This window comes from Microbacterium kribbense (assembly GCF_039537285.1).
Classification (GTDB): Bacteria; Actinomycetota; Actinomycetes; order Actinomycetales; family Microbacteriaceae; genus Microbacterium; species Microbacterium kribbense.
In genome coordinates this window covers 82,755-105,416 of the sequence record NZ_BAABAF010000008.1, presented here as the reverse complement: position 1 = coordinate 105,416, position 22,662 = coordinate 82,755, and the positions used below count along the sequence as shown (strand labels likewise).

General features: G+C 70.8%; 22 protein-coding genes and 2 tRNA genes. 9 read left to right on the top strand and 15 right to left on the bottom strand.

Annotation, left to right across the window (positions count from 1 at the left end):
- Positions 1–32: 32 nt before the first annotated feature.
- A complete protein-coding gene (ssb, locus tag ABD705_RS11610) occupies positions 33–635 on the bottom strand; it encodes a single-stranded DNA-binding protein (RefSeq protein WP_344783734.1) in 603 nt (200 codons plus the stop codon).
- A gap of 263 nt (positions 636–898) precedes the next feature.
- Between ssb and ABD705_RS11605 the strand changes: the two genes are divergently transcribed.
- Positions 899–1,162 (top strand): hypothetical protein, encoded by a 264-nt coding sequence (locus ABD705_RS11605; RefSeq protein ID WP_344783732.1) that lies wholly within the window; start codon positions 899–901, stop codon positions 1,160–1,162.
- 29 nt (positions 1,163–1,191) lie between these two features.
- Here the strand turns inward: ABD705_RS11605 and ABD705_RS11600 are convergent, their stop codons facing one another.
- Positions 1,192–1,392, bottom strand: coding sequence for a methyltransferase (locus ABD705_RS11600; RefSeq protein ID WP_344783730.1), 201 nt, complete (start codon positions 1,390–1,392; stop codon positions 1,192–1,194).
- A 192-nt stretch (positions 1,393–1,584) separates the two neighbouring features.
- On the opposite strand from ABD705_RS11600, the gene ABD705_RS11595 reads away from it, so the two are divergent.
- The 6 genes from ABD705_RS11595 (at position 1,585) to ABD705_RS11570 (ending at position 3,686) form a co-directional block, all read left to right on the top strand.
- Positions 1,585–1,657: transfer RNA gene (locus ABD705_RS11595), tRNA-Arg, on the top strand.
- 88 nt (positions 1,658–1,745) lie between these two features.
- On the top strand, positions 1,746–2,372 hold the full coding sequence (gene orn / locus ABD705_RS11590; RefSeq protein WP_344783728.1) for an oligoribonuclease: 627 nt from the start codon (positions 1,746–1,748) through the stop codon (positions 2,370–2,372).
- A gap of 37 nt (positions 2,373–2,409) precedes the next feature.
- Positions 2,410–2,485 (top strand) — tRNA-His (locus ABD705_RS11585).
- 57 nt (positions 2,486–2,542) lie between these two features.
- Entirely contained in the window at positions 2,543–2,893 is a 351-nt protein-coding gene (locus ABD705_RS11580; RefSeq protein ID WP_344783726.1) for a metallopeptidase family protein, read from the top strand.
- Complete coding sequence (gene clpS / locus ABD705_RS11575; protein WP_425562076.1) at positions 2,890–3,186, top strand: ATP-dependent Clp protease adapter ClpS; 297 nt, start codon at positions 2,890–2,892, stop codon at positions 3,184–3,186. The genes ABD705_RS11580 and clpS overlap by 4 nt, the downstream gene beginning before the upstream one ends.
- Positions 3,186–3,686, top strand: coding sequence for a DUF2017 family protein (locus ABD705_RS11570; protein WP_344783724.1), 501 nt, complete (start codon positions 3,186–3,188; stop codon positions 3,684–3,686). The genes clpS and ABD705_RS11570 overlap by 1 nt, the downstream gene beginning before the upstream one ends.
- A gap of 10 nt (positions 3,687–3,696) precedes the next feature.
- Here the strand turns inward: ABD705_RS11570 and ABD705_RS11565 are convergent, their stop codons facing one another.
- From ABD705_RS11565 to gatC, 6 genes are all read right to left on the bottom strand, one after another.
- Complete coding sequence (locus tag ABD705_RS11565) at positions 3,697–4,287, bottom strand: nucleoside/nucleotide kinase family protein (protein ID WP_344783722.1); 591 nt, start codon at positions 4,285–4,287, stop codon at positions 3,697–3,699.
- Positions 4,262–4,582: a hypothetical protein gene (locus ABD705_RS11560; RefSeq protein WP_344783720.1), complete on the bottom strand. Its 321-nt coding sequence runs from the start codon at positions 4,580–4,582 to the stop codon at positions 4,262–4,264. The genes ABD705_RS11565 and ABD705_RS11560 overlap by 26 nt, the downstream gene beginning before the upstream one ends.
- A gap of 43 nt (positions 4,583–4,625) precedes the next feature.
- Positions 4,626–5,891, bottom strand: coding sequence for a DNA polymerase IV (locus tag ABD705_RS11555; protein WP_344783718.1), 1,266 nt, complete (start codon positions 5,889–5,891; stop codon positions 4,626–4,628).
- A 313-nt stretch (positions 5,892–6,204) separates the two neighbouring features.
- Positions 6,205–7,704 carry an Asp-tRNA(Asn)/Glu-tRNA(Gln) amidotransferase subunit GatB gene (gene gatB / locus ABD705_RS11550; RefSeq protein WP_344783716.1) on the bottom strand — a complete coding sequence of 500 codons (1,500 nt, stop codon included), beginning with the start codon at positions 7,702–7,704 and terminating at the stop codon, positions 6,205–6,207.
- Positions 7,704–9,212: an Asp-tRNA(Asn)/Glu-tRNA(Gln) amidotransferase subunit GatA gene (gatA, locus tag ABD705_RS11545; protein ID WP_344783714.1), complete on the bottom strand. Its 1,509-nt coding sequence runs from the start codon at positions 9,210–9,212 to the stop codon at positions 7,704–7,706. The genes gatB and gatA overlap by 1 nt, the downstream gene beginning before the upstream one ends.
- A complete protein-coding gene (gene gatC / locus ABD705_RS11540; protein WP_344783712.1) occupies positions 9,209–9,508 on the bottom strand; it encodes an Asp-tRNA(Asn)/Glu-tRNA(Gln) amidotransferase subunit GatC in 300 nt (99 codons plus the stop codon). Before gatC ends, gatA begins: the two co-directional genes overlap by 4 nt.
- Before the next feature lie 117 nt (positions 9,509–9,625).
- Between gatC and ABD705_RS11535 the strand changes: the two genes are divergently transcribed.
- Together ABD705_RS11535 and ABD705_RS11530 are read left to right on the top strand one after the other, a co-directional pair.
- Entirely contained in the window at positions 9,626–11,332 is a 1,707-nt protein-coding gene (locus ABD705_RS11535; RefSeq protein WP_344783710.1) for a long-chain-fatty-acid--CoA ligase, read from the top strand.
- Positions 11,329–13,167 (top strand): DEAD/DEAH box helicase, encoded by a 1,839-nt coding sequence (locus ABD705_RS11530; RefSeq protein ID WP_344783708.1) that lies wholly within the window; start codon positions 11,329–11,331, stop codon positions 13,165–13,167. Before ABD705_RS11535 ends, ABD705_RS11530 begins: the two co-directional genes overlap by 4 nt.
- Before the next feature lies 1 nt (position 13,168).
- On the opposite strand, the gene ABD705_RS11525 is transcribed toward ABD705_RS11530, so the two are convergent.
- The 7 genes from ABD705_RS11525 to ABD705_RS11495 all read right to left on the bottom strand — a co-directional run bounded on the left by ABD705_RS11525 (position 13,169) and on the right by ABD705_RS11495 (position 22,655).
- Positions 13,169–13,330, bottom strand: a complete 162-nt coding sequence (locus tag ABD705_RS11525; protein WP_344783706.1) for a PIN domain-containing protein — start codon at positions 13,328–13,330, stop codon at positions 13,169–13,171.
- Between the two features lie 204 nt (positions 13,331–13,534).
- Positions 13,535–14,026 carry a DUF4262 domain-containing protein gene (locus tag ABD705_RS11520; RefSeq protein WP_344783704.1) on the bottom strand — a complete coding sequence of 164 codons (492 nt, stop codon included), beginning with the start codon at positions 14,024–14,026 and terminating at the stop codon, positions 13,535–13,537.
- A 51-nt stretch (positions 14,027–14,077) separates the two neighbouring features.
- Positions 14,078–16,444, bottom strand: a complete 2,367-nt coding sequence (gene ligA / locus ABD705_RS11515) for an NAD-dependent DNA ligase LigA (protein WP_344783702.1) — start codon at positions 16,442–16,444, stop codon at positions 14,078–14,080.
- A 372-nt stretch (positions 16,445–16,816) separates the two neighbouring features.
- Complete coding sequence (locus ABD705_RS11510; RefSeq protein WP_344783700.1) at positions 16,817–17,644, bottom strand: PhzF family phenazine biosynthesis protein; 828 nt, start codon at positions 17,642–17,644, stop codon at positions 16,817–16,819.
- A 671-nt stretch (positions 17,645–18,315) separates the two neighbouring features.
- On the bottom strand, positions 18,316–19,413 hold the full coding sequence (mnmA, locus tag ABD705_RS11505; RefSeq protein ID WP_344783698.1) for a tRNA 2-thiouridine(34) synthase MnmA: 1,098 nt from the start codon (positions 19,411–19,413) through the stop codon (positions 18,316–18,318).
- 178 nt (positions 19,414–19,591) lie between these two features.
- A complete protein-coding gene (locus ABD705_RS11500) occupies positions 19,592–20,848 on the bottom strand; it encodes a cysteine desulfurase family protein (RefSeq protein WP_344783696.1) in 1,257 nt (418 codons plus the stop codon).
- 226 nt (positions 20,849–21,074) lie between these two features.
- Entirely contained in the window at positions 21,075–22,655 is a 1,581-nt protein-coding gene (locus tag ABD705_RS11495) for an MFS transporter (protein ID WP_344783694.1), read from the bottom strand.
- Positions 22,656–22,662: the final 7 nt, after the last annotated feature.

Here is a 22,662-nt window from a genome sequence, read left to right as displayed (position 1 = left end):
GAGTCTAGGCGGTGCGTCCGCGCCGGAACCGCTCAGAACGGCGTATCGACGAGCTCGGCATCGGTGACGACGGGCACGGACCCGGCCGCCGGATCCGACGGCCGCCCGGGCTCCGGTGCGGGGGCGCCCCAGTCCCCGCCGCGCGCGGCACCGGCATCCGGCCCCTCGGCATCGGACTGCGCCCCCGCACCGGGCCTTGTCATGTCCCACTCCGGCGCCCGCTCCGGGTCGGCGTCCGGACCGGCTGCGCCGCCGGGCACCGCCCAGGACTGCTGCTCGTGCTCGGCACGCTGATACTGGGTCGTCGCCCAGAGCAGGTCGTGTCCGATGCCGTCGGCATCGATCTCGATGGCCGTGCCGTGCTTGTCGCCCGACTCCCACTGCCGCACCTTCAGCTTGCCGGTGACGATGACGCGCTCACCCTTGTGCAGCGAGGCGAAGGCATGGTCGCCGAGGCGACGGAACGCCGAGACCGAGTACCAGTTCGTCGCCGTCTGCACCCATTGGCCCTTGTCGCGGTCGAAGTGCCGCTGGCTGCTGCCCACCCGGAATGTGGTCACGGCAACCCCCGAGCCGATGTGCCGCCGCTCCGGGTCGGCCGCGATGTTGCCGGTGATCGTGATCATGTCGCTCATCTCGCTGTCCTTTCCGACAGTCGTGCCCATCCGGAGAATCAGGGTGATGCCCCGGTGCCCGAGTGCCCGTCGAGCACCGGGGCTGGCACCCACTGTGCCGCCGGCGGACCGGCGACGGCGGCGACATCCGGCGATCTGTGGATGCCGCCGCCGGTATCGCGAAATCAGCGGTGCTGGGGAGGAGCCGACGTCACGCGATCGCTGACGGGTCGGCCGGCGGCGATGTCGGAGGCCGCAGTTATCTTCAAAATCAGGAGGACATCATGCGCACCACACGTGTGACACCGGCAGCCGGCCCGCCCCGGTTGCGCCCCGGCACGGGCCTGCACCTCATGCCGATCGGTCGCGACCGCTGGCGGGTCGTTGATGCCGCGGGGCTGATCGTCGGCCACATCGGCGCCGAGCACGAGGCCCGAGGCACACGTTACCGGGCACGCCGCTACCACCCTGGGTCGCGGGCGTTCCTGGACCTGGGCGCGTTCTGGTCGATCGACGACGCCGTGGACTGCCTGCGCTACGGGCGCTGAGCCGACGGCGCCTGATGCCGCCGCGGGTGTCAGTGCTGTTCGAACCGCGGCCAGTCACTGCCCGCGGCCATTGCCGAGTACAGCGCGGATTTCGCGACCGCCATGGTCGGATAGGTGCCCAGCGCCGCATCGGCACCGGCCTTGGTGACGGTGAAGCCGTCGTCGCCCTGATGAATCATGCCCACAACCCCGGTCTCGCCGTGGGCCACCCATACCGTCTGGTCAGCCATGATCGAGCTCCTTCCGCTCTGCTGCCGACGCTACGCCAGCGCGCGCACCGGCGCCAGAGCCGGGCCGCACCGGCACCGGCACGCACCGGTGGCCGGGCGTGTGCGTGGATGCGTCCGGGCGCCGATCGCCGGCGGCACACACGCCTGTTTCCGGCCGGCACCCGCACCCGCTAATCTGTCTGTGACCCATCTCCCTCCGTAGCTCAGGGGACAGAGCGAGCGGTTTCTACCCGCAAGGTCGGGGGTTCGAATCCTCCCGGAGGGGCCCATCGTGCGCTGGCGCATCGCCGGCGACCGCATCAGCGGGCAGGCGCCGCGCGGTCGCGTCCGGGCCCGTCGTTAGGATGAAGACCATGGTGGGAACATCCGAGAACGACCGGCTGGTGTGGATCGATTGCGAGATGACCGGGCTCGACCCGGCCGTCGATGAGCTGGTCGAGATCGCGGTGATCGTGACCGACTTCGAACTCAAGCCCCTTGATCCGGGCCTGCAGGTCGTGATCAAGCCGGGCGCGGCGGCGCTGGCGCATATGAACGACTTCGTCACGAAGATGCACACCGCCTCGGGGCTGATCGAGCAGATCCCGCTCGGCGTCACCCTGGCCGAGGCAGAGGCCGAGACGCTCGCCTACATCAAGAGGTTCGCGCCGCTGCAGGGCAAGGCGCCGCTGGCCGGCAACACGATCGGCACCGACCGTATGTTCATCGCGAAGTACATGCCGCAGGTCGACGCCTGGCTGCACTACCGCAACGTCGACGTGTCCAGCATCAAGGAGCTCTCCCGGCGCTGGTTCCCGCGCGCGTACATGCACGCGCCGACCAAAGACGGCGGCCACCGGGCCCTCGCCGACATCCGCGAATCCATCCGCGAACTCGCCTATTACCGCCAGGCCGTCTTCGTTCCCGAGCCCGGCCCGACCAGCGATGACGCGAAGGCCACGGCGGCGGCCACGGTGTCGTCGTTCGCTCTGCAGGTGTGAGAGAATCGTCTGGTTGCCCGCGCAGGCGGGACACATGGTGGGTATAGCTCAGTTGGTAGAGCACCTGGTTGTGGTCCAGGGGGTCGCGGGTTCAAGTCCCGTTACTCACCCCATGAAGCCGGCATTCGCCGGCACGGCGCCCGACACGACGCGCAGGAGCTGAACGGCCGATGCTGAACATGGATGCCGAGGCATTCGAGGCACTCGTCACCGACGAGCTCGACCGCCTGCCGGACGACATGGTCGAGGGGCTGGACAACGTCGTGTTCGTCGTGGCCGACCGCCCCGAGGACGGCAGCCTAGACCTGCTCGGCCTGTACGACGGGTGGGCCCTGACCGAGCGCGACCGCTATGGCGGCGGCGAGCTGCCCGATCGGATCATCGTCTACCGAGAGCCGCATTTGGACATCTGCGCCGACGAGGACGAACTGCGCGACGAAGTGCACACGACGCTCGTGCACGAGATCGCGCACTTCTACGGCATCGACGACGAACGACTGCACGAACTGGGCTGGGCATGACCCCGCTGGCGACCCCCGACATCGACGAGGTCGTCGACCAGCGCGCGAGCGTGGATCCCGATCGCAATTGGCAGACCGTCGTGTGGAACGACCCGGTCAACTTGATGAGCTACGTCGTGCGGGTGCTGCGCGAGTACTTCGGCTACCCGCGCTCCGTCGCGACGACCCTGATGCTCGCCGTGCACGAGCAGGGCCACGCCGTGGTCTCCGAGGGCCCGCGCGAGCAGATGGAGCTGCACGCCCAGGCCATGCACGACTACGGACTGTGGGCGACGATCAGAAGGGTTCCGTGATGAGCGTGCCGAACACCGTCGTGATGCAGATCGCCCGCATGGAGGCGACGCATCTGGCCGACCTGATCGAGCAGTTCCGCGACCTGCTGCAGGGATCGGATGGCGCAGCCGGCGACGTGCCGACCGATCCGGCGCTGGCCCGACTGTTTCCGGATGCCTACGCCGACGACATCGACGCCGCCCGGCAGTTCCGCGAGCTGACCGCATCCGACCTGCTCGCACACCGTGACGAGGATGCCCGGACCGTGCTGGCGAGCTTGGGCGACGCGCGGGAAGGGCCAGACGGCGTCGACGATCCTCGCGAGCTGATCATCGTCGACCTGTCCCCCGACGACGTCGAGGCGTGGCTGCGCACGCTGACGTCGCTGCGCCTGGTGATCGCATCCCGCCTGGGCATCCGCACCGAGACCGACCACGACCAGACCGATCCACGATTCGGCATCTACGAATGGCTCGGCTACCGGCTCGAGGGACTGCTGCAGGCCATCGACCCGGACTGAGTACACGCGCTCACGGCACCGGGAAGACCAGGTCCGCCAGATGCAGCGGATCGTCGCGGTCCAGGTGGTGCTGCTCCTGCTGCGCCCACCGCTGCCAGTGCGGACGGTAGGCCTCCCCATCCCGCTCCAGCGCCCGATGCCGGCGCGAGCGCTCCGGCGAGTCCAGCCACACCCGCACCCGGCCCAGGGGCGCGGTGTCGGGCCGCAGCAGGCCTGCGCCCTCGATGACGAGCGGTCGCGAGAAGTCCACCGCATGCGCGTCGGCGGGCTCACCGGCATCCCAGTCCCACCGTCGCCAGGTGCCGGCTCGGCCCCCTGCGCGCGGGATCAGGATGCCGTCGCGGACGATGTCGACTCCGGCATCCATCCCGTCCCAGCCGGGGTACAGCGCGTCGAGCGCGACCAGCTGCGCGTGCCGGGGCGGCCATTGCGCGACCAGCAGCCGCGCGAGCGACGATTTGCCCGCACCGCTGCGGCCGTCGATGAGCACCACGGGATTAGCCGAGGCGGTGGCGGCGATCGCCGCCCAGGCGCCAGCGGCAGCCGCGGCCAGAGCGACGCCGACCGGGTCGGCGCTACTTCTTGAGGGCTCGGATGACACGGCTGAGCGCGCGGCCGCAGACCCAGACGAACGGGATCGCGACGGCCAGGAACGACACGACGTTCGGCTCGAACCGCAGGTCGTCGCCGCGGCGCACATATGCGCCGATCGGAATGGCGTAGCCGCCCCCGCCGCCCCCGCCGGTGCCGGCGTCGTCGGAGCCACCGCCGTACCCCGACCAGCTGATGGCCACCGGAATGACCCGGATGCCGTCCATGTCCTGCTGCGAACCGTACGCGCTGTTGACGCCGAAAGACGCGGCCTGCTTGCCGAGCTCGAGTGCGATATTGGGCATGGGTCCACGCTAGCCGCCCGCGGACGTCCTGCCCACCCCCGGCTCAGTCGGCCGGGCGGCGGCGGGGCGGCGGATGATGCGTGACGCCGCCGACGTCGCGGCGCGGGCCCAGCACGGCGGCGCGCCGGACCGCCCCTTCACCGAATCGCGCCGCGGCATCGTCGAGCGCGGTCTCGACCTGCCGCCACTCTTCGTCGTCGTCCCACAGCGCCGTCCCGGCACTGCCGGCAGGGCGCAGTCGTTCCGCGCGCACGCCGATCAGCCGCACCGGGAGCGGGCGGTCGACCTGGTCGAACAGGTCGATTGCCGCAGCGCCCAGACGCTGCCCGACCGCGGTGGGCTCGGGTAGGGTCTGGGTGCGGGTGAGGGTCGTGAAGTCGGAGAACCGCAGTTTCAGCGACACCGTGGCCGCCTCCCACCCGGACTGTCGCAGCCGCGCGCCCACCCGGTCGGCCAGGTGCCGCAGCTCAGCGCGCAGCACCTGCGCGTCGGCGATGTCGGTCTGGAAGGTCTCTTCGTGGCCGACGCTCTTCTCGACGCGTTCGGTCTCGACGGCCCGGGCATCCCTCCCCCGGGCCAAGTGCCAGAGACGATCGGCCATCGCGGCGCCCAGCACGCGTTCGAGCACCGGCCGCGGCGTCTGCACGAGGTCGGCGACGGTGCGGATGCCGCGGCCGGCGAGCACGTCGCCGGCCTTCGGCCCGACGCCCCACAGGGCGCGCACGCTCAGCGGCTGCAGGAACGCCTCGGTGTCGGCCGCGGCGATGATCAGCAGCCCGTCCGGCTTGCTCATGGTGGACGCGATCTTGGCGACGTGCTTGGTGGCCGCCGCCCCGACGCTGCAGGTCAGACCGGTGCGCTCGCGCACCCGCGCCCGCAGCATCCGGGCGACCTGCCCCGGCGGCCCCCATAGCCGGCGCGCGCCGCGCACGTCGAGGAATGCCTCGTCGATCGAGAGCGGTTCGACCAGCGGCGTGATCTCGTGGAACAGGTCCATCACCTGATCGGACAGGGCGAGGTAGCGGTCGAAGTGCGGCGGCACGACCACCGCGGCGGGGCACAGCCGCATCGCCTGGCCCACCGGCATCGCGGAGCGCACACCGTAGCGGCGCGCCTCGTACGTTGCGCTGGAGACGACGCCGCGGCCCTCAATGCCACCGACGATGACCGGCTTGCCCCGCAGCGAGGGGTCATCGAGCACCTCGACCGACGCGTAGAACGCGTCCATGTCGACGTGCAGGATGCCGGCGCCGGTGTCGTCCGCGTCATCCGCTGACACCCGCCGTCCCGATCCGTCGCCACGTCCCATCCGACCATTGTCCCCGCTGCCACCGACACCCGGCCCCGCCGAGAAGGCGCATCCGCCCTCGAGAAGGCCCTTCCCACACCGAGAAGGTCCTGCCTACGCCGAGAAGGCGCATCCTGCGTCGAGAAGGCCCTTCCCATGCCGAGAAGGTGCATCCGCCCTCGAGATGGTGCTGCACCGCCTCGGCGTAGAAACCACCTTCTCGGCAGAAAACCCACCTTCTCGGCGTAGAAACCACCTTCTCGGCAGAAAACCCACCTTCTCGGCGCAGAACCCACCTTCTCGGCGGGCTACGCGCCTTCTCGGCGCGGGCGGGCTACCGGGCGGCGCGCTCCAGGATCAGTTCGCGCACGCGGGCGGCGTCGGCCTGGCCGCGCATCGCCTTCATCACGGCGCCGATCACCGCGCCGGCGGCCTGCACCTTGCCGTCCTTGATCTTCGCCAGCACATCCGGCTGGGCGGCGAAGGCCTCGTCGATCGCAGCGGTCAGCGCGCCGTCATCCGAGACCACGGCCAGGCCGCGGGCATCCACGATCTGCTGCGGACTGCCCTCACCCGCCACCATGCCGCCCAGTACCTGCCGGGCCAGCTTGTCGGTCAGGGTGCCCTCGTCGACGAGCTTCTGCAGCGCGGCGACGTCAGCCGGTGCGACCATCTCGCTGGCCTCACGGTCGGCGACGTTGGCCAGACGGGCGATCTCGCCCGTCCACCACTTGCGCGCGGCAGCCGGCGTCGTGCCGGCCGCGATGGTCTGCTCGACCTCGATGAGCACGCCGCCGTTGGCGACGTCCTGGAACTCGAGGTCGGTGAAGCCCCACTCCTGCTTCAGCCGGCGGCGACGCACCGCCGGCGGCTCCGGCAGCGCCGCCCGCAGCTCGGCGATCAGCTCCGCCGAGGGCGCCACCGGCAGCAGGTCCGGCTCGGGGAAGTAGCGGTAGTCATCGGCGTCGGACTTGGGCCGGCCGGGCGAGGTGACCCCGGTGTCCTCATGCCAGTGCCGGGTCTCCTGCGTGATCGTGCCGCCGGCGGCGAGGATCGCCGCCTGCCTGCGGATCTCGTAGTGCACGGCGCGCTCGACCGAGCGCATCGAGTTGACGTTCTTGGTCTCGGTGCGGGTACCGAGCTCGACCTGCCCGTACGGACGCAGCGACACGTTCGCGTCGCAGCGCAGGTTGCCGCGCTCCATGCGCGCGTCCGAGATGCCCAGCGACAGCACGATGTCGCGGATCGTGCGCACATAGGTCGCCGCGATCTCGGCGGCACGGGCGCCGGCGCCGAAGATCGGCTTGGTGACGATCTCGACCAGCGGCACACCGGCCCGGTTGTAATCCACCAGCGAGTGGTCGGCTCCTTGGATGCGGCCGGCTCCCCCGCCGATGTGCGTGAGCTTGCCGGCATCCTCTTCCATGTGCGCCCGCTCGATCGGAATCTGCACGAGGGTGCCGTCGGCCAGCTCCACCTCGACCTGCCCCTCGAACGCGATGGGCTCGTCGTATTGCGAGATCTGGTAGTTCTTGCCCATGTCGGGGTAGAAGTAGTTCTTGCGCGCGAACCGGCTCGAGGGCGCGATCTGGCACCCGAGCGCCAGGCCCAGGCTGATCGAGTAGCGCACAGCCTGCTCGTTGACCACCGGCATCGACCCGGGCAGGCCCAGGTCGACGGGTGCCAGCTCGGTGTTCGGGTCACGGCCAAACGAGTTGGGTGCGGCCGAGAACATCTTGGTCTTGGTGTTCAGCTCGACGTGCACCTCGAAGCCGAGCACCGGCTCGAACTGCTCGATGGCGGCATCGAAGTCCATCAGCTTGTCGGCGGCCATCAGCGCGTCCCTCCCAACACGGGCGCCCGATCCAGCAGCGGACCACCCCACGAATCCAGCAGCGCGGCTTCGGTCGCCGCACCCACCCGGTACAGCTGCGCATCCGCACGGGCCGGAGCCAGGAACTGGATGCCGACGGGAAGCCCGTCTTCTTCGGCGAGCCCCGACGGAACCGAGATCCCGGGCACGCCGGCGAGATTCGCCGGGATCGTGGTCAGGTCGTTCAGGTACATCTGCAGCGGATCGTTGATCTTCTCGCCGAGCTTGAACGCCGTCGTCGGCGCGGACGGCGTGGCGATCACGTCGACCTGCGCGAAGGCCGCGTCGAAGTCACGCTGGATCAGCGTGCGCACCTTCTGTGCCGATCCGTAATAGGCGTCGTAATAGCCGGCCGACAGAGCATAAGTGCCGAGGATGATGCGACGCTTGACCTCGTCGCCGAAGCCGGCCTCGCGGGTCGCTGCCATCACGTCTTCGACCGTGCCGGGTGCGTTCACCCGCAGGCCGAAGCGCACCGAGTCGAACTTCGCCAGGTTGCTGGATGCCTCGGCCGGCAGGATCAGGTAGTACGCGGCCACTCCGTACTCGAAGTGCGGCGCGCTGATCGGGACGATCTCGGCTCCCTGCGCTGACAGCAGGTCGAGGGCGGCGCGGAAGGATGCCGACACGCCGGCTTGGAAGCCACTGTCGGGCAGCTCGGTGATCACGCCGATCTTCAGCCCCTTGAGCACCGCTCCGGTCGCTCCCTCGCGGGCGGCGTCGGCAAACGACGGCCACGCGTCGGTCAGCGACGTGGAATCGTTGTGGTCGTGGCCGCCGATCACGTCGTGCAGCAGGCCGGCGTCGAGCACCGTGCGGGTGACCGGGCCGACCTGGTCCAGCGACGAGGCCAGCGCGATCGCGCCGTACCGGCTGACGCCGCCGTAGGTGGGCTTCATGCCGACGGTGCCGGTGACGTGCGCGGGCTGGCGGATCGAGCCGCCGGTGTCGGAGCCGAGGGCCAGCGGCGCCTCGAAGGCCGCCACGGCCGCGGCCGAGCCGCCGCCGGAGCCGCCGGGGATGCGCTCCAGGTCCCACGGGTTGTGCGTGGGCCCGTATGCGGAGTGCTCGGTGGACGAACCCATCGCGAACTCGTCCATGTTGGTCTTTCCCAGCGGCACCAGGCCGGCCGCGCGCGAGCGCGCCACCACAGTGGCGTCGAACGGCGACAGGTAGCCCTCGAGGATCTTCGAGCCGCTGGTGGAGGGCATGTCGGTGGTCACCAGCACGTCCTTGATCGCGAGCGGCACGCCGGCCAGCGGCGACAGCGACTCGCCGGCGCCACGACGCCGATCGATGTCGGCTGCGGCATCCAGCGCGTGCGCGTTGATGTGCAGGAACGCGTGGATGTCGCCGTCGACGGCGGCGATGCGGTCGAGGTGCGCCTGAGTGGCCTCGACGGACGAGACCTCGCCTGCGGCGAGCTTGCCCGCCAGCTCGGCGGCGGACAGGCGGATCAGATCGCTCACTGCTCCTCCCCCAGGATCGCCGTGACGCGGAAGCGGCCGCCCGCGGCATCCGGTGCGTTCTGCATCGCCTGCGCGTGCGTGAGTGTGGCGCCCACCTCGTCGGGGCGGAACACGTTCTGCAGCGGGACGGGGTGGCTCGTGGCCGGCACGTCGGGAGTGGCCACTTCGGAGACCTTGGCGATGTTGTCGACGATGACATCGAGCTGGCCGGTGAGGCGCTCGACCTCTTCGTCGCTCAGCTGGATGCGCGCGAGCACACCGAGATGGCGCACGAGTTCGGGGGTGATTTCAGACACCCCTCCAGTCTATGGTCGCGTGGATGCCGCCACCGGCGGCCGCTGCCCGCGACGCCCGCAATGCCCGTCGACGCGGGACATCCTGTCCGCGACCGCCCCGACGCGTAGGCTGGCGAAGTGACGACGTTCGACCCACCCCGCCCGTGGACCGCCAGCTATGCCGCCGGCGTCCCCATCGACCTCGACCCGGTCAGCGGGTCGCTCGTCGACATCGTGACGGCTTCGGCCCGCGACTACCCCGACGCCCCCGCGCTGCAGTTCTTCGGCCGCGAGACGACGTACCTGCAGCTGAAGGAGCAGATTGACCGCGCCGCCGCCGGGCTGGCGGCGTTGGGCGTCGGCGCCGGCGACACCGTCGCGATCGTGCTGCCGAACTGCCCGCAGCACATCGTCGCGTTCTACGCGATCCTGCGGCTGGGCGCGATCGCGATCGAGCACAATCCGCTGTACACCCCACGCGAGCTGCGCAAGCAGTTCGAGGACCACGGTGCGAAGACGGCGATCGTGTGGACGAAGGTCGTCGAGTCGGTGCAGGATTTGCCCGCCGACCTCACCGTGGCCAACCTCATCTCGGTCGACATCATCTCGGCGATGCCGCTGGCCACCCGGCTGGCGCTGCGCCTGCCCGTCGCGAAGGCCCGCGAGTCGCGTGACGCGCTGTACAGCCCCGTCAGCGGCACGATCGAGTGGAAGCAGCTCGTCGCCGCGGCCCCGCTGCCGCCGAGCCACCCCACACCGCAGACCGACGACCTGGCCATCATCCAGTACACCAGCGGCACGACCGGAGCGCCCAAGGGTGCTGCGCTCACGCACCGCAATCTGCTGGCCAACGCCGCCCAGGCCCGCGCCTGGGTGCCGCAGATCGTGCGCGGCGACGGCTGCGTCGTCTACGCAGTGCTGCCGATGTTCCACGCCTACGGGCTGACCCTGTGCCTGACGTTCGCGATGTCGATGGGCGCCCGCCTGGTGCTGTTCCCGAAATTCGACCCCGACATGGTGCTCGAGGTCACGAAGAAGCATCCGGCGACGTTTCTGCCGCTCGTACCCCCGATCGCCGAACGGCTGCTGAAGACCGCCGCCGCGAAGGGCGTCTCGCTGCAGAGCACCCAGGTCGCCATCTCGGGTGCGATGGCGCTGCCGCACGAGCTCGTCGTGCCGTTCGAGAAGGCCAGCGGCGGCTACCTCGTCGAAGGATACGGGCTGAGCGAGTGCTCGCCCGTGCTGATGGCGAACCCGGTCGCCGAAGGCCGCGTCGCCGGTACAGTCGGGCTGCCGGTGCCGGGCACGCAGTGCCGGGTCGTCGACCCCGACGAGCCCACGACGGATGTCGCCCCCGGCGCGCCCGGCGAGCTGGTCGTGCGCGGCCCGCAGGTGTTCGGCGGCTACTACGGCAAGCCCGAGGCCACCGAGGCGGCCTTCGTCGACGGATGGTATCGCACCGGCGACATCGTCACGATCGACGAGGCCGGCTTCGTCCGCATCGTCGACCGCATCAAAGAGCTCATCATCACCGGCGGCTTCAACGTCGCCCCCACCGAGGTCGAGAACGCGGTGCGCCAGCATCCCGACGTCGAAGACGTCGCCGTCGTCGGCCTGCCCAGCGAGCATTCCGGCGAAGAAGTGGCGGCGGCGATCGTGCTCGCCCCCGATGTTCGGAACCCCGATGTCGAGGCGATCCGCGCGTTCGCCCGCAGCATCCTCACCCCCTACAAAGTGCCGCGGCGCATCTTCGTCGTCGACGAGCTGCCGAAATCATTGATCGGCAAGGTGCTGCGCCGCCAGGTGCGCGAGAAGCTGCTGAACCTGACGGGAGCCGGATCATGAGCGAGACTGCACAGGCCTCGACAACGGATGCCACCACCGGTGAGCCCGAGGCCCCGGGCTTCGAACAGCTCGGCGTGACCGGACCCGCCCTCGCGGCGATCCGCGACCTCGGCTACGAGACACCCTCGGCCATCCAGGCGGCGACGATCCCGTTGCTGCTGAGCGGCCGCGACGTGCTGGGCACCGCACAGACCGGCACCGGCAAGACGGCGGCGTTCGCACTGCCGGTGCTGGAGCGGCTGGATCTGACGCAGAAGACCCCGCAGGCCCTCGTGCTCGCACCCACTCGCGAGCTCGCCCTGCAGGTGTGCGAGGCGTTCGAGTCGTATGCCTCGCACATGAAAGGCGTGCACGTGCTGCCGGTCTACGGCGGGCAGGGCTACGGCGTGCAGCTGTCGGCGCTGCGTCGGGGCGTGCACATCGTCGTCGGCACGCCCGGGCGGATCATGGACCACCAGGCCAAGGGCACGCTCGACCTGTCGCAGCTGAAGTATCTCGTCATCGACGAGGCCGACGAGATGCTCAAGATGGGCTTCGCCGAGGACGTCGAGCAGATCCTCGCGCAGACGCCCGAGGACAAGCAGGTGGCGCTGTTCTCGGCGACGATGCCCGCCGCGATCCGCCGGCTCGCGCAGAAATATCTGCGCGAGCCCGAAGAAGTCGCGATCAAGACCAAGACCACGACCAACCAGAACATCACCCAGCGCTACCTCGTCGTCTCGTACGCGCAGAAGGTGGATGCCCTCACCCGCATCCTCGAGGTCGAGAACTTCGACGGCGTGATCGTGTTCGTGCGCACCAAGAACGAGACCGAGACGCTCGCGGAGCGGCTGCGCGCCCGCGGCCATTCGGCGGTGGCGATCAGCGGCGACGTGCCGCAGGCCCAGCGCGAGCGCTCGATCAAGCAGCTGCGCGACGGCAAGCTCGACATCCTCGTGGCCACCGACGTGGCCGCGCGCGGTCTGGACGTGGAGCGGATCAGCCACGTCATCAACTTCGACATCCCCACCGACACCGAATCGTATGTGCACCGCATCGGACGCACCGGCCGCGCCGGGCGCACGGGCGACGCGATCAGCTTCATCACGCCGCGCGAGCGGTACCTGCTGGGGCACATCGAGAAGGCGACGCGGCAGCAGCCCACGCAGATGCCACTGCCCAGCCCCGAGGATGTCAACACCACGCGGCTCAACCGGTTCGACGATGCGATCACGGCGGCGCTGGAGGCCACCGGCCGCATCGAAGCGTTCCGCGACATCATCGACCACTACGTGCGGCACCACGACGTGCCGGAAGGGGATGTCGCCGCCGCCCTCGCGATCGTCGCCCAGGGCGAGACCCCGCTGCTGATGGACCCCGCCCACGACCCGCTCTCGGCCGCGCTGGACGCCGCCGGCCGCCCGTCTCGGGAGCGAGGCGGACGGGATGCCCGCGAGCCGCGCGAACCGCGGCGTGGCCGTGGCGACTACGCCCCCTACCGGATCGAGGTCGGCCGGCGCCATCGCGTCGAACCGCGCCAGATCGTGGGCGCCCTCGCCAACGAAGGGGGTCTGCGGCGCGACGACTTCGGCGCGATCGCGATCAAGCCCGACTTCTCGATCGTCGAACTGCCGGCGAACCTCGATCCCGCCGTGCTCGAGCGACTGCGCGACACCCGCATCTCGGGGCGGCTCATCGCGATCACCCCCGACCGCGGCGTTCCGAACCGACGCCGGCCGGCGCATTCGGCCGGCGACACCCGGCCCCCGCGCGATGACGATCACCGGAAGCCGCGTCGCGAGCATGGCGACGCGGGCCGCGATGACCGCCCGCAGCGCAAGCCTCGTCACAAGTGAGTCAGACCCGGATCACCGTCACGCCCTTCGCCCCTTCGAGGGCGTCGAAGTCCCCATCCTGAGTCACGATCGGCAGCCCGTGTGCCGCTGCGATCGCGGCGATCCACAGGTCGTCGACGCCGATCGTCCGCTCTCCACCAGGTGCGCCCGGAGCCGGGCCCACTGCGCAACGGCACGAGAATCGACCGGCAGAACCGCGGCGCCGCGAAGTCGCTGCGGAGTGTCGAGCCACGTGGCCCGGACCTCCGATTCCTTCGCGCTGAGAACGAGAAGGGCTTCGCGACTGAACCATTGCGAAGGCGAGCCCACAGGCACCACGCGGGCGACGGGGTATCCATAGACGGTGATGGTGATGTGTGTAGCACACTCATGCGCGGAACTCCCCCGGGCGCGGCTGCAGCCATGCCGGACGCGAGTACCCGGGCTCGCCGGGGAAGCGTCCGCCCTCGTCGTCGATCGTCAACTGATAGACCGGCACGGAGTATTCGTCGGGACGCTGGTAAAAGCGATTCGCGGTGAAGGCGATCTCACCCGGATTGGGCACCGCTTCGATGAGAACCCGGTGCGGCCGATCGGCGAACGTGAGGATCTCGCCGGGGACGAGATCCGACCCGTCACGGATCCGTGCGGACACATCGTTGAGGATGTTCGCGGCACTTGTGGGGTCGACGCCGAACACCAGCAGCTCCGGATGCCCCAATCCGAACAGGCCGACGGTGTAGGCGAACGACGTGTGGCGCGCTCGCTGGTCACCGCCGACGAATTGGATGAATGTGCCGTGACGTCGGATGATCTCCGCCGTACGGCGGTCTTCCTGGTCAAGCCATGCCTGCGTGGCGGCATCGATGTCGGAGGTCATGTTCGTTCCCTTCTCGAAGTTCTTCGAGACTAGAACATACCTACGACACTCTTACCCGAGCGCCTCCGGCCCCTGCTCGACCAGGATCTTGAATTGCGCCGCGTCGATGATCCGCACGCCGAGCTCTTCGGCCTTGCCGAGCTTCGAGCCCGCACCGGGGCCGGCGGCGACGAAGTCGGTCTTCTTCGAGACGGAGGACGCGGCCTTGCCGCCGGCGGCGATGATGGCCTCCTGCGCGCCCTCGCGGGTGTAGCCCTCGAGGCTGCCGGTCGCCACGACCGTCAGGCCATCGAGCACTCCGCCGGCCGCGGTGGCCGCGCCGGGGCCCGGAGGACCGGGAGTGGCCCACTGCACGCCGGCATCCGTCCAGCGCTGCACGATGTCGACGTGCCAGTCGACCGTGAACCAGTCGATCAGTGCCTCGGCGATGATCGACCCGACCCCTTCGACCGCGGCGAGATCCTCGGCAGTGGCCTGTCGGATCGCATCGAGCGAACCGAACCACCCGGCCAGCGCGCGCGCGGCGACCGGCCCGACATGTCGGATGTTCAGCGCGACCAGCAGGCGCCACAGCTCCTTTGTCTTCGCCTTCTCCAGCTCCGCCAGCAGCTTCACCGCCGCCTCGGACGGCTGCACCGCGTGATAGTCCTTTCGGACGCCGGCGCGGCGGCGGGCTGCCGCATCCATGTCTTCCGTCCCCGGTGGGTACTGCGCCGGGCCGAGTTTCTGGAACGGCGAGCGGCGCACCAGTTCACCGGACTCCTCGTCGATCTTCTGTTCGCCCGTCTCGGCATCGCGCACCACGACCGAGATCGGCACGAGCTTGTCGAGGGTCAGATCGAACAGCCCCGCCTCGGTGTCCAGCGGGGCGACGGCGGGAGACTCGGCCTGCGTGAGCGCGGCGGCCGTGACCTCGCCGAGCACCTCGATGTCGAGGGCACCGCGTGAACCGATGTGCTCGACCCGCCCGCGCACCTGCGCCGGGCATGAGCGCGTGTTCGGGCACCGCAGATCGATGTCGCCCTCCTTCGCGGGGGCGAGGACGAACCCGCACTCCGGACACCGCTCGGGCATCACGAATGCGCGTTCGGTGCCGTCACGCAGTTCGACGACCGGGCCGAGGACCTCGGGGATGACATCCCCCGCTTTGCGCAGCACCACGGTGTCGCCGATGAGCACGCCCTTGGCTTTGACGACATCCTGATTGTGCAGCGTGGCCTGCCGCACGACCGAGCCGGCGACACGAGCCGGCGCCATCACCGCGAACGGTGTGGCACGGCCGGTGCGGCCGACCGAGACCACGATGTCGAGCAGCTTGGTGTTGACCTGCTCGGGCGGATACTTGTAGGCGATGGCCCACCGCGGCGCGCGGCTGGTCGCGCCCAGCTCGTCGTGCAGGGCGAGTTCATCGACCTTGACGACGATGCCGTCCAGCTCGTGCTCGATGTCGTGCCGGTGCTCACCGTAGTACCGGACGTAGTCGAGCACTCCGTCGATCGTGGTCGGCGTCTGGAAATAGGGGCTGGTCGGCAGGCCCCACTCGGCCAGCAGGCCGTACACCTCGCTCTGCGAGCCCACCGGAGGATCAGGCCAGGCGCCGATGCCGTGCACCAACAGACGCAGCGAGCGCAGCCGTGCGTCGCCGGCTTCGAGCTCGAGGCCGTCCTTCTTGTCGAGCTGCTGGCGCAGACCGCCGCTGGCGGCGTTGCGCGGATTCGCGAAGGCAGGGAAGCGCCGCTGCGCGCTCAGGACTGCTTTGGCCTCGTCGAACGAGGCACGACTGCGCTGCCTGTTCTGCTCCACGGCGCGCTCGCGCAGCCGCGCCTGCAGCCGATTGAGCTCGTCGAAGGCCGCGACCGGGATGAACACCTCACCGCGCACCTCGACGATGGGTGGATGCCCGCCGCCGGCCAGGCGCTGCGGGATGCCGGCGACGTTGACGGCATTCATCGTGACGTCTTCGCCGACCCGGCCGTCGCCGCGGGTGGCGGCCGAGGTGAGCCTGCCGTGCTCATAGCGCAGGCTGATCGCCAGGCCGTCGATCTTCAGCTCGGCGAGCCAGCGCACGTCGCGGCCCGCCGCGGATTGCGTCTTCACGCACCAATCGCGCAGCTCGTCGGGAGAGAACACGTTGTCCAGACTCAGCATCCGCTCAGCGTGCTCGACGGGCGCGAACGGCGTGTTCTCGGCGGCGCCGACGGTGCGCGTGGGCGAATCCTGGCCGGCCAGTTCGGGGTAGAGCTGCTCGAGGTGCTCGAGCCGGTGCATCCAGCCGTCGTAGGTGGCGTCGTCCACGAGCTCGGCGTCGCGGCCGTAATACGCGTCGCGCGCGTCGAGGATCTTGTCGGTCAGCTCGGTCGCCTCGGCGCGCGCCTGTGCGAGGGTCGGATCCGGGATGTCACTCACAGCCTCTGCCACTCCGTCAGTCTAGAAGCAGCCTCCGACGTCGCCCTTATGCGAGGGGCCTTGCGGGGCCCGTGCCGGGATGCTGCCGTGTTCCGAGGCGGTACCGGTCCGGCCCGGGGCGGGTCGGGGCGGGGCGGGCCCGGGGCGGGGCGGGTCGGGTCGGGTCGGGTCGGGGCGAGCCTGGCACGGCGCGCGGCAGTGTGGAGTTCCACCGGCATCCACTCCGTGCCACGGCTGAATCCCACCGAGAACGCGCAAACCGCGCGCCTCGGCCCGCAGCGGCGCAGTTTGCGCATTCTCGGCGGGCCCGCGCCGTCACGTTGCCCGCGGGGCGGCGCCCCGCGCCAGATGCGGTGCGGTCCAGCAGACCTCCTCCGCACCAGATCAATCGGGGAGAACGACGGTGCCTTCGAGGAAGCGCACGCATCGCCCCGACAGCAGCACTCGGTCGCCCTGCAGGGCGACCTCGACTGTGCCGCCGCGCGGCGACAGCTGGCGGGCGGTCATCTCGGTGGCGCCCAGGCGTGCTGCCCACAGCGGCGCCAGTTGGCTGTGGGCGGAGCCCGTGACGGGGTCCTCGGAAACGCCGGCCTCTGCCCCGAACCAGCGCGAGACGAAGTCGTAGTCGGTGCCGTCACCGGCGGCGGTGACCGCGATGCCGCGTACGGGCAGCGCCGCCAGGAATGTCAGGTCCGGGCTCAGCTCGCGAACCGTTGCGGCGCTCGCGACGGTGTAGATCAGGTCGGTGGCCCGATGCGCCGTCAGCACGTCCGCCCCGAGGGCGCGAGCGATCGCCGGATCGACGTCGACAGGCGCCGGGATCTGTGCCGGGAAGTCCATCGTGAGCAGACCACAGCGGGCCCGGGTCACGGTCAGCCAACCGCTGCGCGTGGAGAACTGGAGCACCTCGGCATCGGGATGGACGTCCTCGAACAGGTACGCGGAGGCGCCCAGGGTCGCGTGGCCGCACAGGTCGACCTCGGTCGCGGGGGTGAACCAGCGCAGGTCGTATGCCGGTGCTGAGGCGTCCGGGACCGGATCGCCGGCCGGATCGTGGACGACCAGGAACGCGGTCTCGGACAGGTTGTTCTCGAGAGCGATGTGCTGCATCACAGCATCCGGCAACCACTCATCCAGCGGCATGACCGCCGCGGGGTTGCCTTCGAACAGCGTGTCGGCGAAGGCATCGACCTGGACCAATGGAACTCTCACAACGACCTCCCGGAGACATGCGCACGAGTAGCAACGCTACGCGCGATCGGCGGCGGCGCCGGCAGCGGGAGCCCACCACGTGGAGCTATGGCGCGCCGTGCGCGCGGCGGAGAGGCCTTCGGCATCCCACTCGCCGCCATATCCAGACCGGCGCAGAGCCAGGCCGGCCCGGCCCAGACCGGCGCAGACCCAGGCCGGCCCGTCCCAGAGCGGCTATGCCCCGTCCAGAACGCGCAAACCGTGGGCATGGCCTCGTCACCACGCAGTTCGCGCAATCTCGACGGGTCCCGGGTGCCGGCCACCGTGACGGGCTCGCCGCGGCAGGCCCGCGACCCACACGCGGCGGCCGCGTGGCAGGCCAGCGGCATCCACATCAGCTCCCGCAAGACGGCGTCGAAAATGCGCAAACCGCGCGCATAACCCCACCACCGAGCAGTATGCGCATTCTCGAGGGATACCTGCCCCACCGCACGCGCCACCGGCGGCATTCAGACCGAGTGCGACCTGAGCCGGCCTCGCCGGGCACCGCCGAAAACGCGCGACCTGCGCGCACAACCTCACCAGCGCGCAGTCTGCGCGTTCTCGACCGGCCGTGGCGCGCGGGCCGTCCGCTGCGAAGCCGCGATGGGCGCGCGACAGGCCTGCAACACACCTGCGGCGATCCCAGCGGGCTACGCCTCGACGGGCACCGCCGACACCGTGGTGTCGATCGTGAACTGGCCGATCACCCGGGTGCCCTCGTACAGCACCGCGGTCTGTCCCGGTGCGACGCCGTCGAACGGCTCATCCGGCCGCACCGTGAGGATGCCGTCGGCCAGCACCGCGTGCGCCGGAACCGGATCCGCGTGGGCGCGGATCTGCGCGTCGCAGGCGAACTCGGTCGCCTCGGGCGCCCGTCCCGACCAGGTGTAGCGCGCGCCCGCGATCTCGGCGGTGGCCAGCGCCTCCTTCGGTCCGACCACGACGGTGTTGCTGGCCGGCCGCACCTCGAGCACGAAGCGCGGCTTGCCGTCGGGCGCGGGCATGCCCAGCGACAGGCCGCGGCGCTGCCCGACCGTGAACGCATGCGCGCCATGGTGGCTGCCCACGACCGCACCGCTGCGGTCGACGATCTCGCCGTCGGCGGCGCCCACCCGCTCCGCGAGCCAGCCGCGGGTGTCGCCGTCCGGAATGAAGCAGATGTCGTGGCTGTCGGGCTTGTGCGCCACCGACAGTCCGCGTCGCTCGGCCTCGGCGCGCACCAGCGCCTTGGACGGCGTCTCACCCAGCGGGAAGAGCGTGTGTGCCAGCTGCTCGGCGGTGAGCACCCCGAGCACATAGGACTGGTCCTTCGCGTTGTCGGACGCCCGGTGCAGCTCGCGACCGTCCGGCCCATCCACCAAGGTCGCGTAGTGCCCGGTGCACACGGCGTCGAAGCCCAGCTCGATCGCGCGCTCCAGAAGCGCCGCGAACTTGATCTTCTCGTTGCACCGCATGCACGGGTTCGGCGTGCGCCCGGCGCGGTACTCGGCGATGAAGTCGTCGATCACGTCGTCGCGGAACCGCTCCGAGAAATCCCAGACGTAGAACGGAATGCCCAGCACGTCCGCTGCGCGACGGGCATCCATCGAGTCCTCGATCGTGCAGCATCCGCGGCTGCCGGTGCGCAGCGTGCCCCCGGCTCGGGACAGCGCCAGGTGCACCCCCACGACGTCGTGCCCCGCCTCGACGGCCCGTGCGGCCGCTACAGCCGAGTCGACGCCTCCACTCATTGCCGCCAGAATACGCATGGGTTCCAGTGTACGAGCCCGGTCCGGATGCTGTTGCGGCGCAGGGCCAGGACCGGGCCCGGATGCCGCTGTGCCGCCGGTCAGGACCCGGTCCGGATGCCGCTGTGCCGCCGGTCAGGACCCGATCCGGATGCCGCTGCGGCACGTCAGCACCGACCGGCCGCGGTGCGCAGCACGGTCAGCGGGGTGCGGCCGCGCGTGCCCGCGCCACGGCCGCCGGCAGCGCGGCGAGCACTTCGTCGACGTCGGCGTCGGTGCTGGTGCGGCCCAGCGTGAACCGCAGCACCTGGCGGGCCTCGGCATCCGTGCGCCCCATCGCCGCCACGACGTGCGAAGGCTCCGGGATGCCCGCCTGGCACGCCGACCCGGTCGACGCGCACACATCGGCCCGGTCCAGCACGAACAGCAGCGTCTCCCCCAGAGCGCCCGCGAACAGCACATGCGCGTTTCCGGGCAACCGGTCGGTCGGATCACCCAGCAGGGTCGCATCGGGCACCGTCGCGTGGATGCCGCGGACCAGCCGGTCCCGCAGCGCGACCAGGCGCACCGCCTCGGCCGCACGCTCTGCCGCGGCCAGTTCGGCGGCGACGGCGAACGCGCAGGCACCCGCGACATCCTGCGTTCCCGGGCGCAGCCCGCGCTGCTGCCCGCCGCCCTGGAGCAGCGGAGTCGGGGTCGCCGCACGCGAGACCACCAGCGCGCCGACACCGACCGGACCGCCGATCTTGTGCGCCGAGACGCTGAGCGCCACCAGGCCCACCGGGCCGGCGGCGTCTGCGCGCCACTGCCGGAACGACATCGGCACGTGGCCGAATGCCGCCACGGCGTCCAGATGCAACGGCACCCTTGCGGCCGCGGCCGTCTGCGCGAGCGCCGCCGCGTCGTTGATCGTGCCGACCTCGTTGTTGGCGACCAGTGCCGTGGCCACCGCGGCGGCCGAGCGTGGACCCGACGGTGCTGCAGCCGGCGATCCGCCCCGGACCGGTGCAGCAGGGCGCGACCCCGCCGGCGCCGCGGCAGGGCCCGCCAAAGCGGCGGCGAACGCGTCGGGGAGAATGCGGCCGACGTGATCCAGCGGCACCGCTGTCACGTCCGCTCCCTCCTGCCGGTGCAGCCAGTCGGCCACCTCGAGCGTCGCGTGGTGCTCGCCGTCGGGCAGCGCGATGCGCCCCGCGCCGGCGGGCCGTGCCCACCACAGTCCCTTCAGCGCCGTGTTGATCGACTCGGTGCCGCCCGAAGTGAACACCACCTCGACGGCGTCGCAATCCAGCACGGCGGCCAGCCGCTCGCGCGCCTCGGCGAGCATCCGCTTCGCATTCTGCCCGGCCCGGTGGATGGAGGATGCGTTGCCGGTCTGGGCCGAGGCCGCCAGCCACGCCTCCCGCGCCTCGGGGCGCAGCGGCGTGGTGGCCGCATGATCCAGGTAGACCGTCACCGCTCCACTCTGCCACGCGCGGCGGCATCCGGGACATCCGCGTGCGGCGCTCCCAGGCCTCGGACAATCACAGCAACTTCGGACGATCTCGGGCGAGATCATCCGAGGTTCATCTGTTTCTCCGAACCCTGTGAACAGCTGGGCGTGCCGGTCGCAGCATCGGCGGCCGGATGTCGAGGATGCCGCCGGGCAGGGTCGCCCGGGGCGCTACTGCCCGAGGTGACCGTCACCGGCGACCGCGCGCACGCGCAGGGCGCCGACCAGACCCAGCAGCAGGAATGCCGCCGCCACCAGGAGCGCGATGCTCGTGGCCTGGGTGAATCCGCAGGCAAGGACCGCGACCAGGTCGTCGGAATGCTGCGCGCGCAGCTGCGAGATCGTCGCGCCGGCGCTGTGTCGGGTGGCATCCACCAGCTGGTCCACCTTCGCACCGGACAGATTCGCCGAGGCGGCGGCCGCCGGCAGTGTGATCGCCAGCGCGATCGACAGCGCCGCGCCCGACAGGGCCGTGCCCAGCGCTCTGCGTGGCCGAACCCTGCCCAGACCGCGCCCGCGGCACATCGCGCAGCACCGTGCCGGTCAGCTGCGCCGACGCCAGGCCCAGCCCCAGGCCGTAGACCACCAGCGGCACGGCGATCGCCCAGCCGGCGACCCCCGGGCTGACCACGAAGGCCACGACGATGATGCCGGCCGCTTCCAGCGCGAGGCCGAGGATCACGACCCCCGGCGCCCCCATCCACACGGCCAGATTGCGCGCCAACGCGCCCGAGACGAACGCGCCGGCCGCCATCGCCGCGAGCACGAGGCCCGCACCCATGACGTCCATGCCCATCGCGTTGACCAGGCACAGCGGCAGCACGAAGACGACCGCGAACTCGCCGACGGCGACCGTGCCGGCAGTGAGGTTGCCCCAGCTGAAGGTCGACAGCCGGAACAGCGTCAGATCCAGCAGCACCGCCCTGCCGGCCCGAGCGCGCGCCCACTCCCACCACAGGAATCCGCCGATCGCTGCGACGGCCACCGCGCCCAGCACCGGGATGATCGAGATCGCCGCGCTGCGCGGCCACATCATCCCGCCGGCCTTGAAGTCGGCCGCCGGCCGCACCCAGCCGAGGTCGGGCCCTTCGATCACGACGAACACCAGCGCGGCGAAGCCGATCGCGCTGAAGAGCGCGCCGAGGATATCGGCTCCCTCGCCGTCGCTTCGCGGCTCGCGCGTCTCGCGCACGGTGAAGATCGCCGCGACCAGCACGAGCGCACCGACGGGGATGTTGACCAGGAAGATCCACTGCCATGACGCGTACTGGGTCAGTGCCCCACCGGCCAGCGGCCCGATGGCCGCCGCACCCGAGATGACGGCGCCCCACACGCCGAACGCGGCGGCGCGGTGTCGGCCGCGGAAGGTCGCATTCACGCTGGACAGCGTCGTGGGCAGGATCATCGCCGCGCCCAGCGCCTGTGCCGCGCGCGCCGCGATGAGCGGGCCCGCGGCCCCGGCGGCGGCCGCCCAGACGCTGCCGGCGACGAAGACCACGATGCCGATCAGGAACAGCCGCTTGCGGCCGAACCGGTCGGACAGGCGCCCCGCCGACAGCAGCAGCGCCGCCAGTACGGCCGCATACAGGCTGCCGACCCACTGCGCGTCGCTGAGGGTCAGATGCAGGTCTCTGACGATGTCCGGCAGCGCCACTCCGACGATTGTGCCGTCCAGCACGATCATGCCCAGCCCCGCGGCGAGGGTCGCAAGACCCAGCCAGTCGCGACGCGTGGGCGCGGCCACCTGCGGGTGCAGGGCGATCCTCGTCACGTCGAGC

Bases quoted from the DNA above. Each gene is read 5' to 3' on its own strand.
- ABD705_RS11530 (WP_344783708.1), top strand. From the start codon at position 11,329: ATGAGCGAGACTGCACAGGCCTCGACAACGGATGCCACCACCGGTGAG.
- ABD705_RS11580 (WP_344783726.1), top strand. From the start codon at position 2,543: ATGCTGAACATGGATGCCGAGGCATTCGAGGCACTCGTCACCGACGAG.
- ABD705_RS11570 (WP_344783724.1), top strand. From the start codon at position 3,186: ATGAGCGTGCCGAACACCGTCGTGATGCAGATCGCCCGCATGGAGGCG.
- ABD705_RS11560 (WP_344783720.1), bottom strand. From the start codon at position 4,582: ATGCCCAATATCGCACTCGAGCTCGGCAAGCAGGCCGCGTCTTTCGGC.
- mnmA (WP_344783698.1), bottom strand. From the start codon at position 19,413: ATGCGTATTCTGGCGGCAATGAGTGGAGGCGTCGACTCGGCTGTAGCG.
- ABD705_RS11600 (WP_344783730.1), bottom strand. From the start codon at position 1,392: ATGGCTGACCAGACGGTATGGGTGGCCCACGGCGAGACCGGGGTTGTG.
- ABD705_RS11520 (WP_344783704.1), bottom strand. From the start codon at position 14,026: ATGACCTCCGACATCGATGCCGCCACGCAGGCATGGCTTGACCAGGAA.
- ssb (WP_344783734.1), bottom strand. From the start codon at position 635: ATGAGCGACATGATCACGATCACCGGCAACATCGCGGCCGACCCGGAG.
- clpS (WP_425562076.1), top strand. From the start codon at position 2,890: ATGACCCCGCTGGCGACCCCCGACATCGACGAGGTCGTCGACCAGCGC.
- ABD705_RS11605 (WP_344783732.1), top strand. From the start codon at position 899: ATGCGCACCACACGTGTGACACCGGCAGCCGGCCCGCCCCGGTTGCGC.
- orn (WP_344783728.1), top strand. From the start codon at position 1,746: ATGGTGGGAACATCCGAGAACGACCGGCTGGTGTGGATCGATTGCGAG.
- ABD705_RS11555 (WP_344783718.1), bottom strand. From the start codon at position 5,891: ATGGGACGTGGCGACGGATCGGGACGGCGGGTGTCAGCGGATGACGCG.
- gatB (WP_344783716.1), bottom strand. From the start codon at position 7,704: ATGGCCGCCGACAAGCTGATGGACTTCGATGCCGCCATCGAGCAGTTC.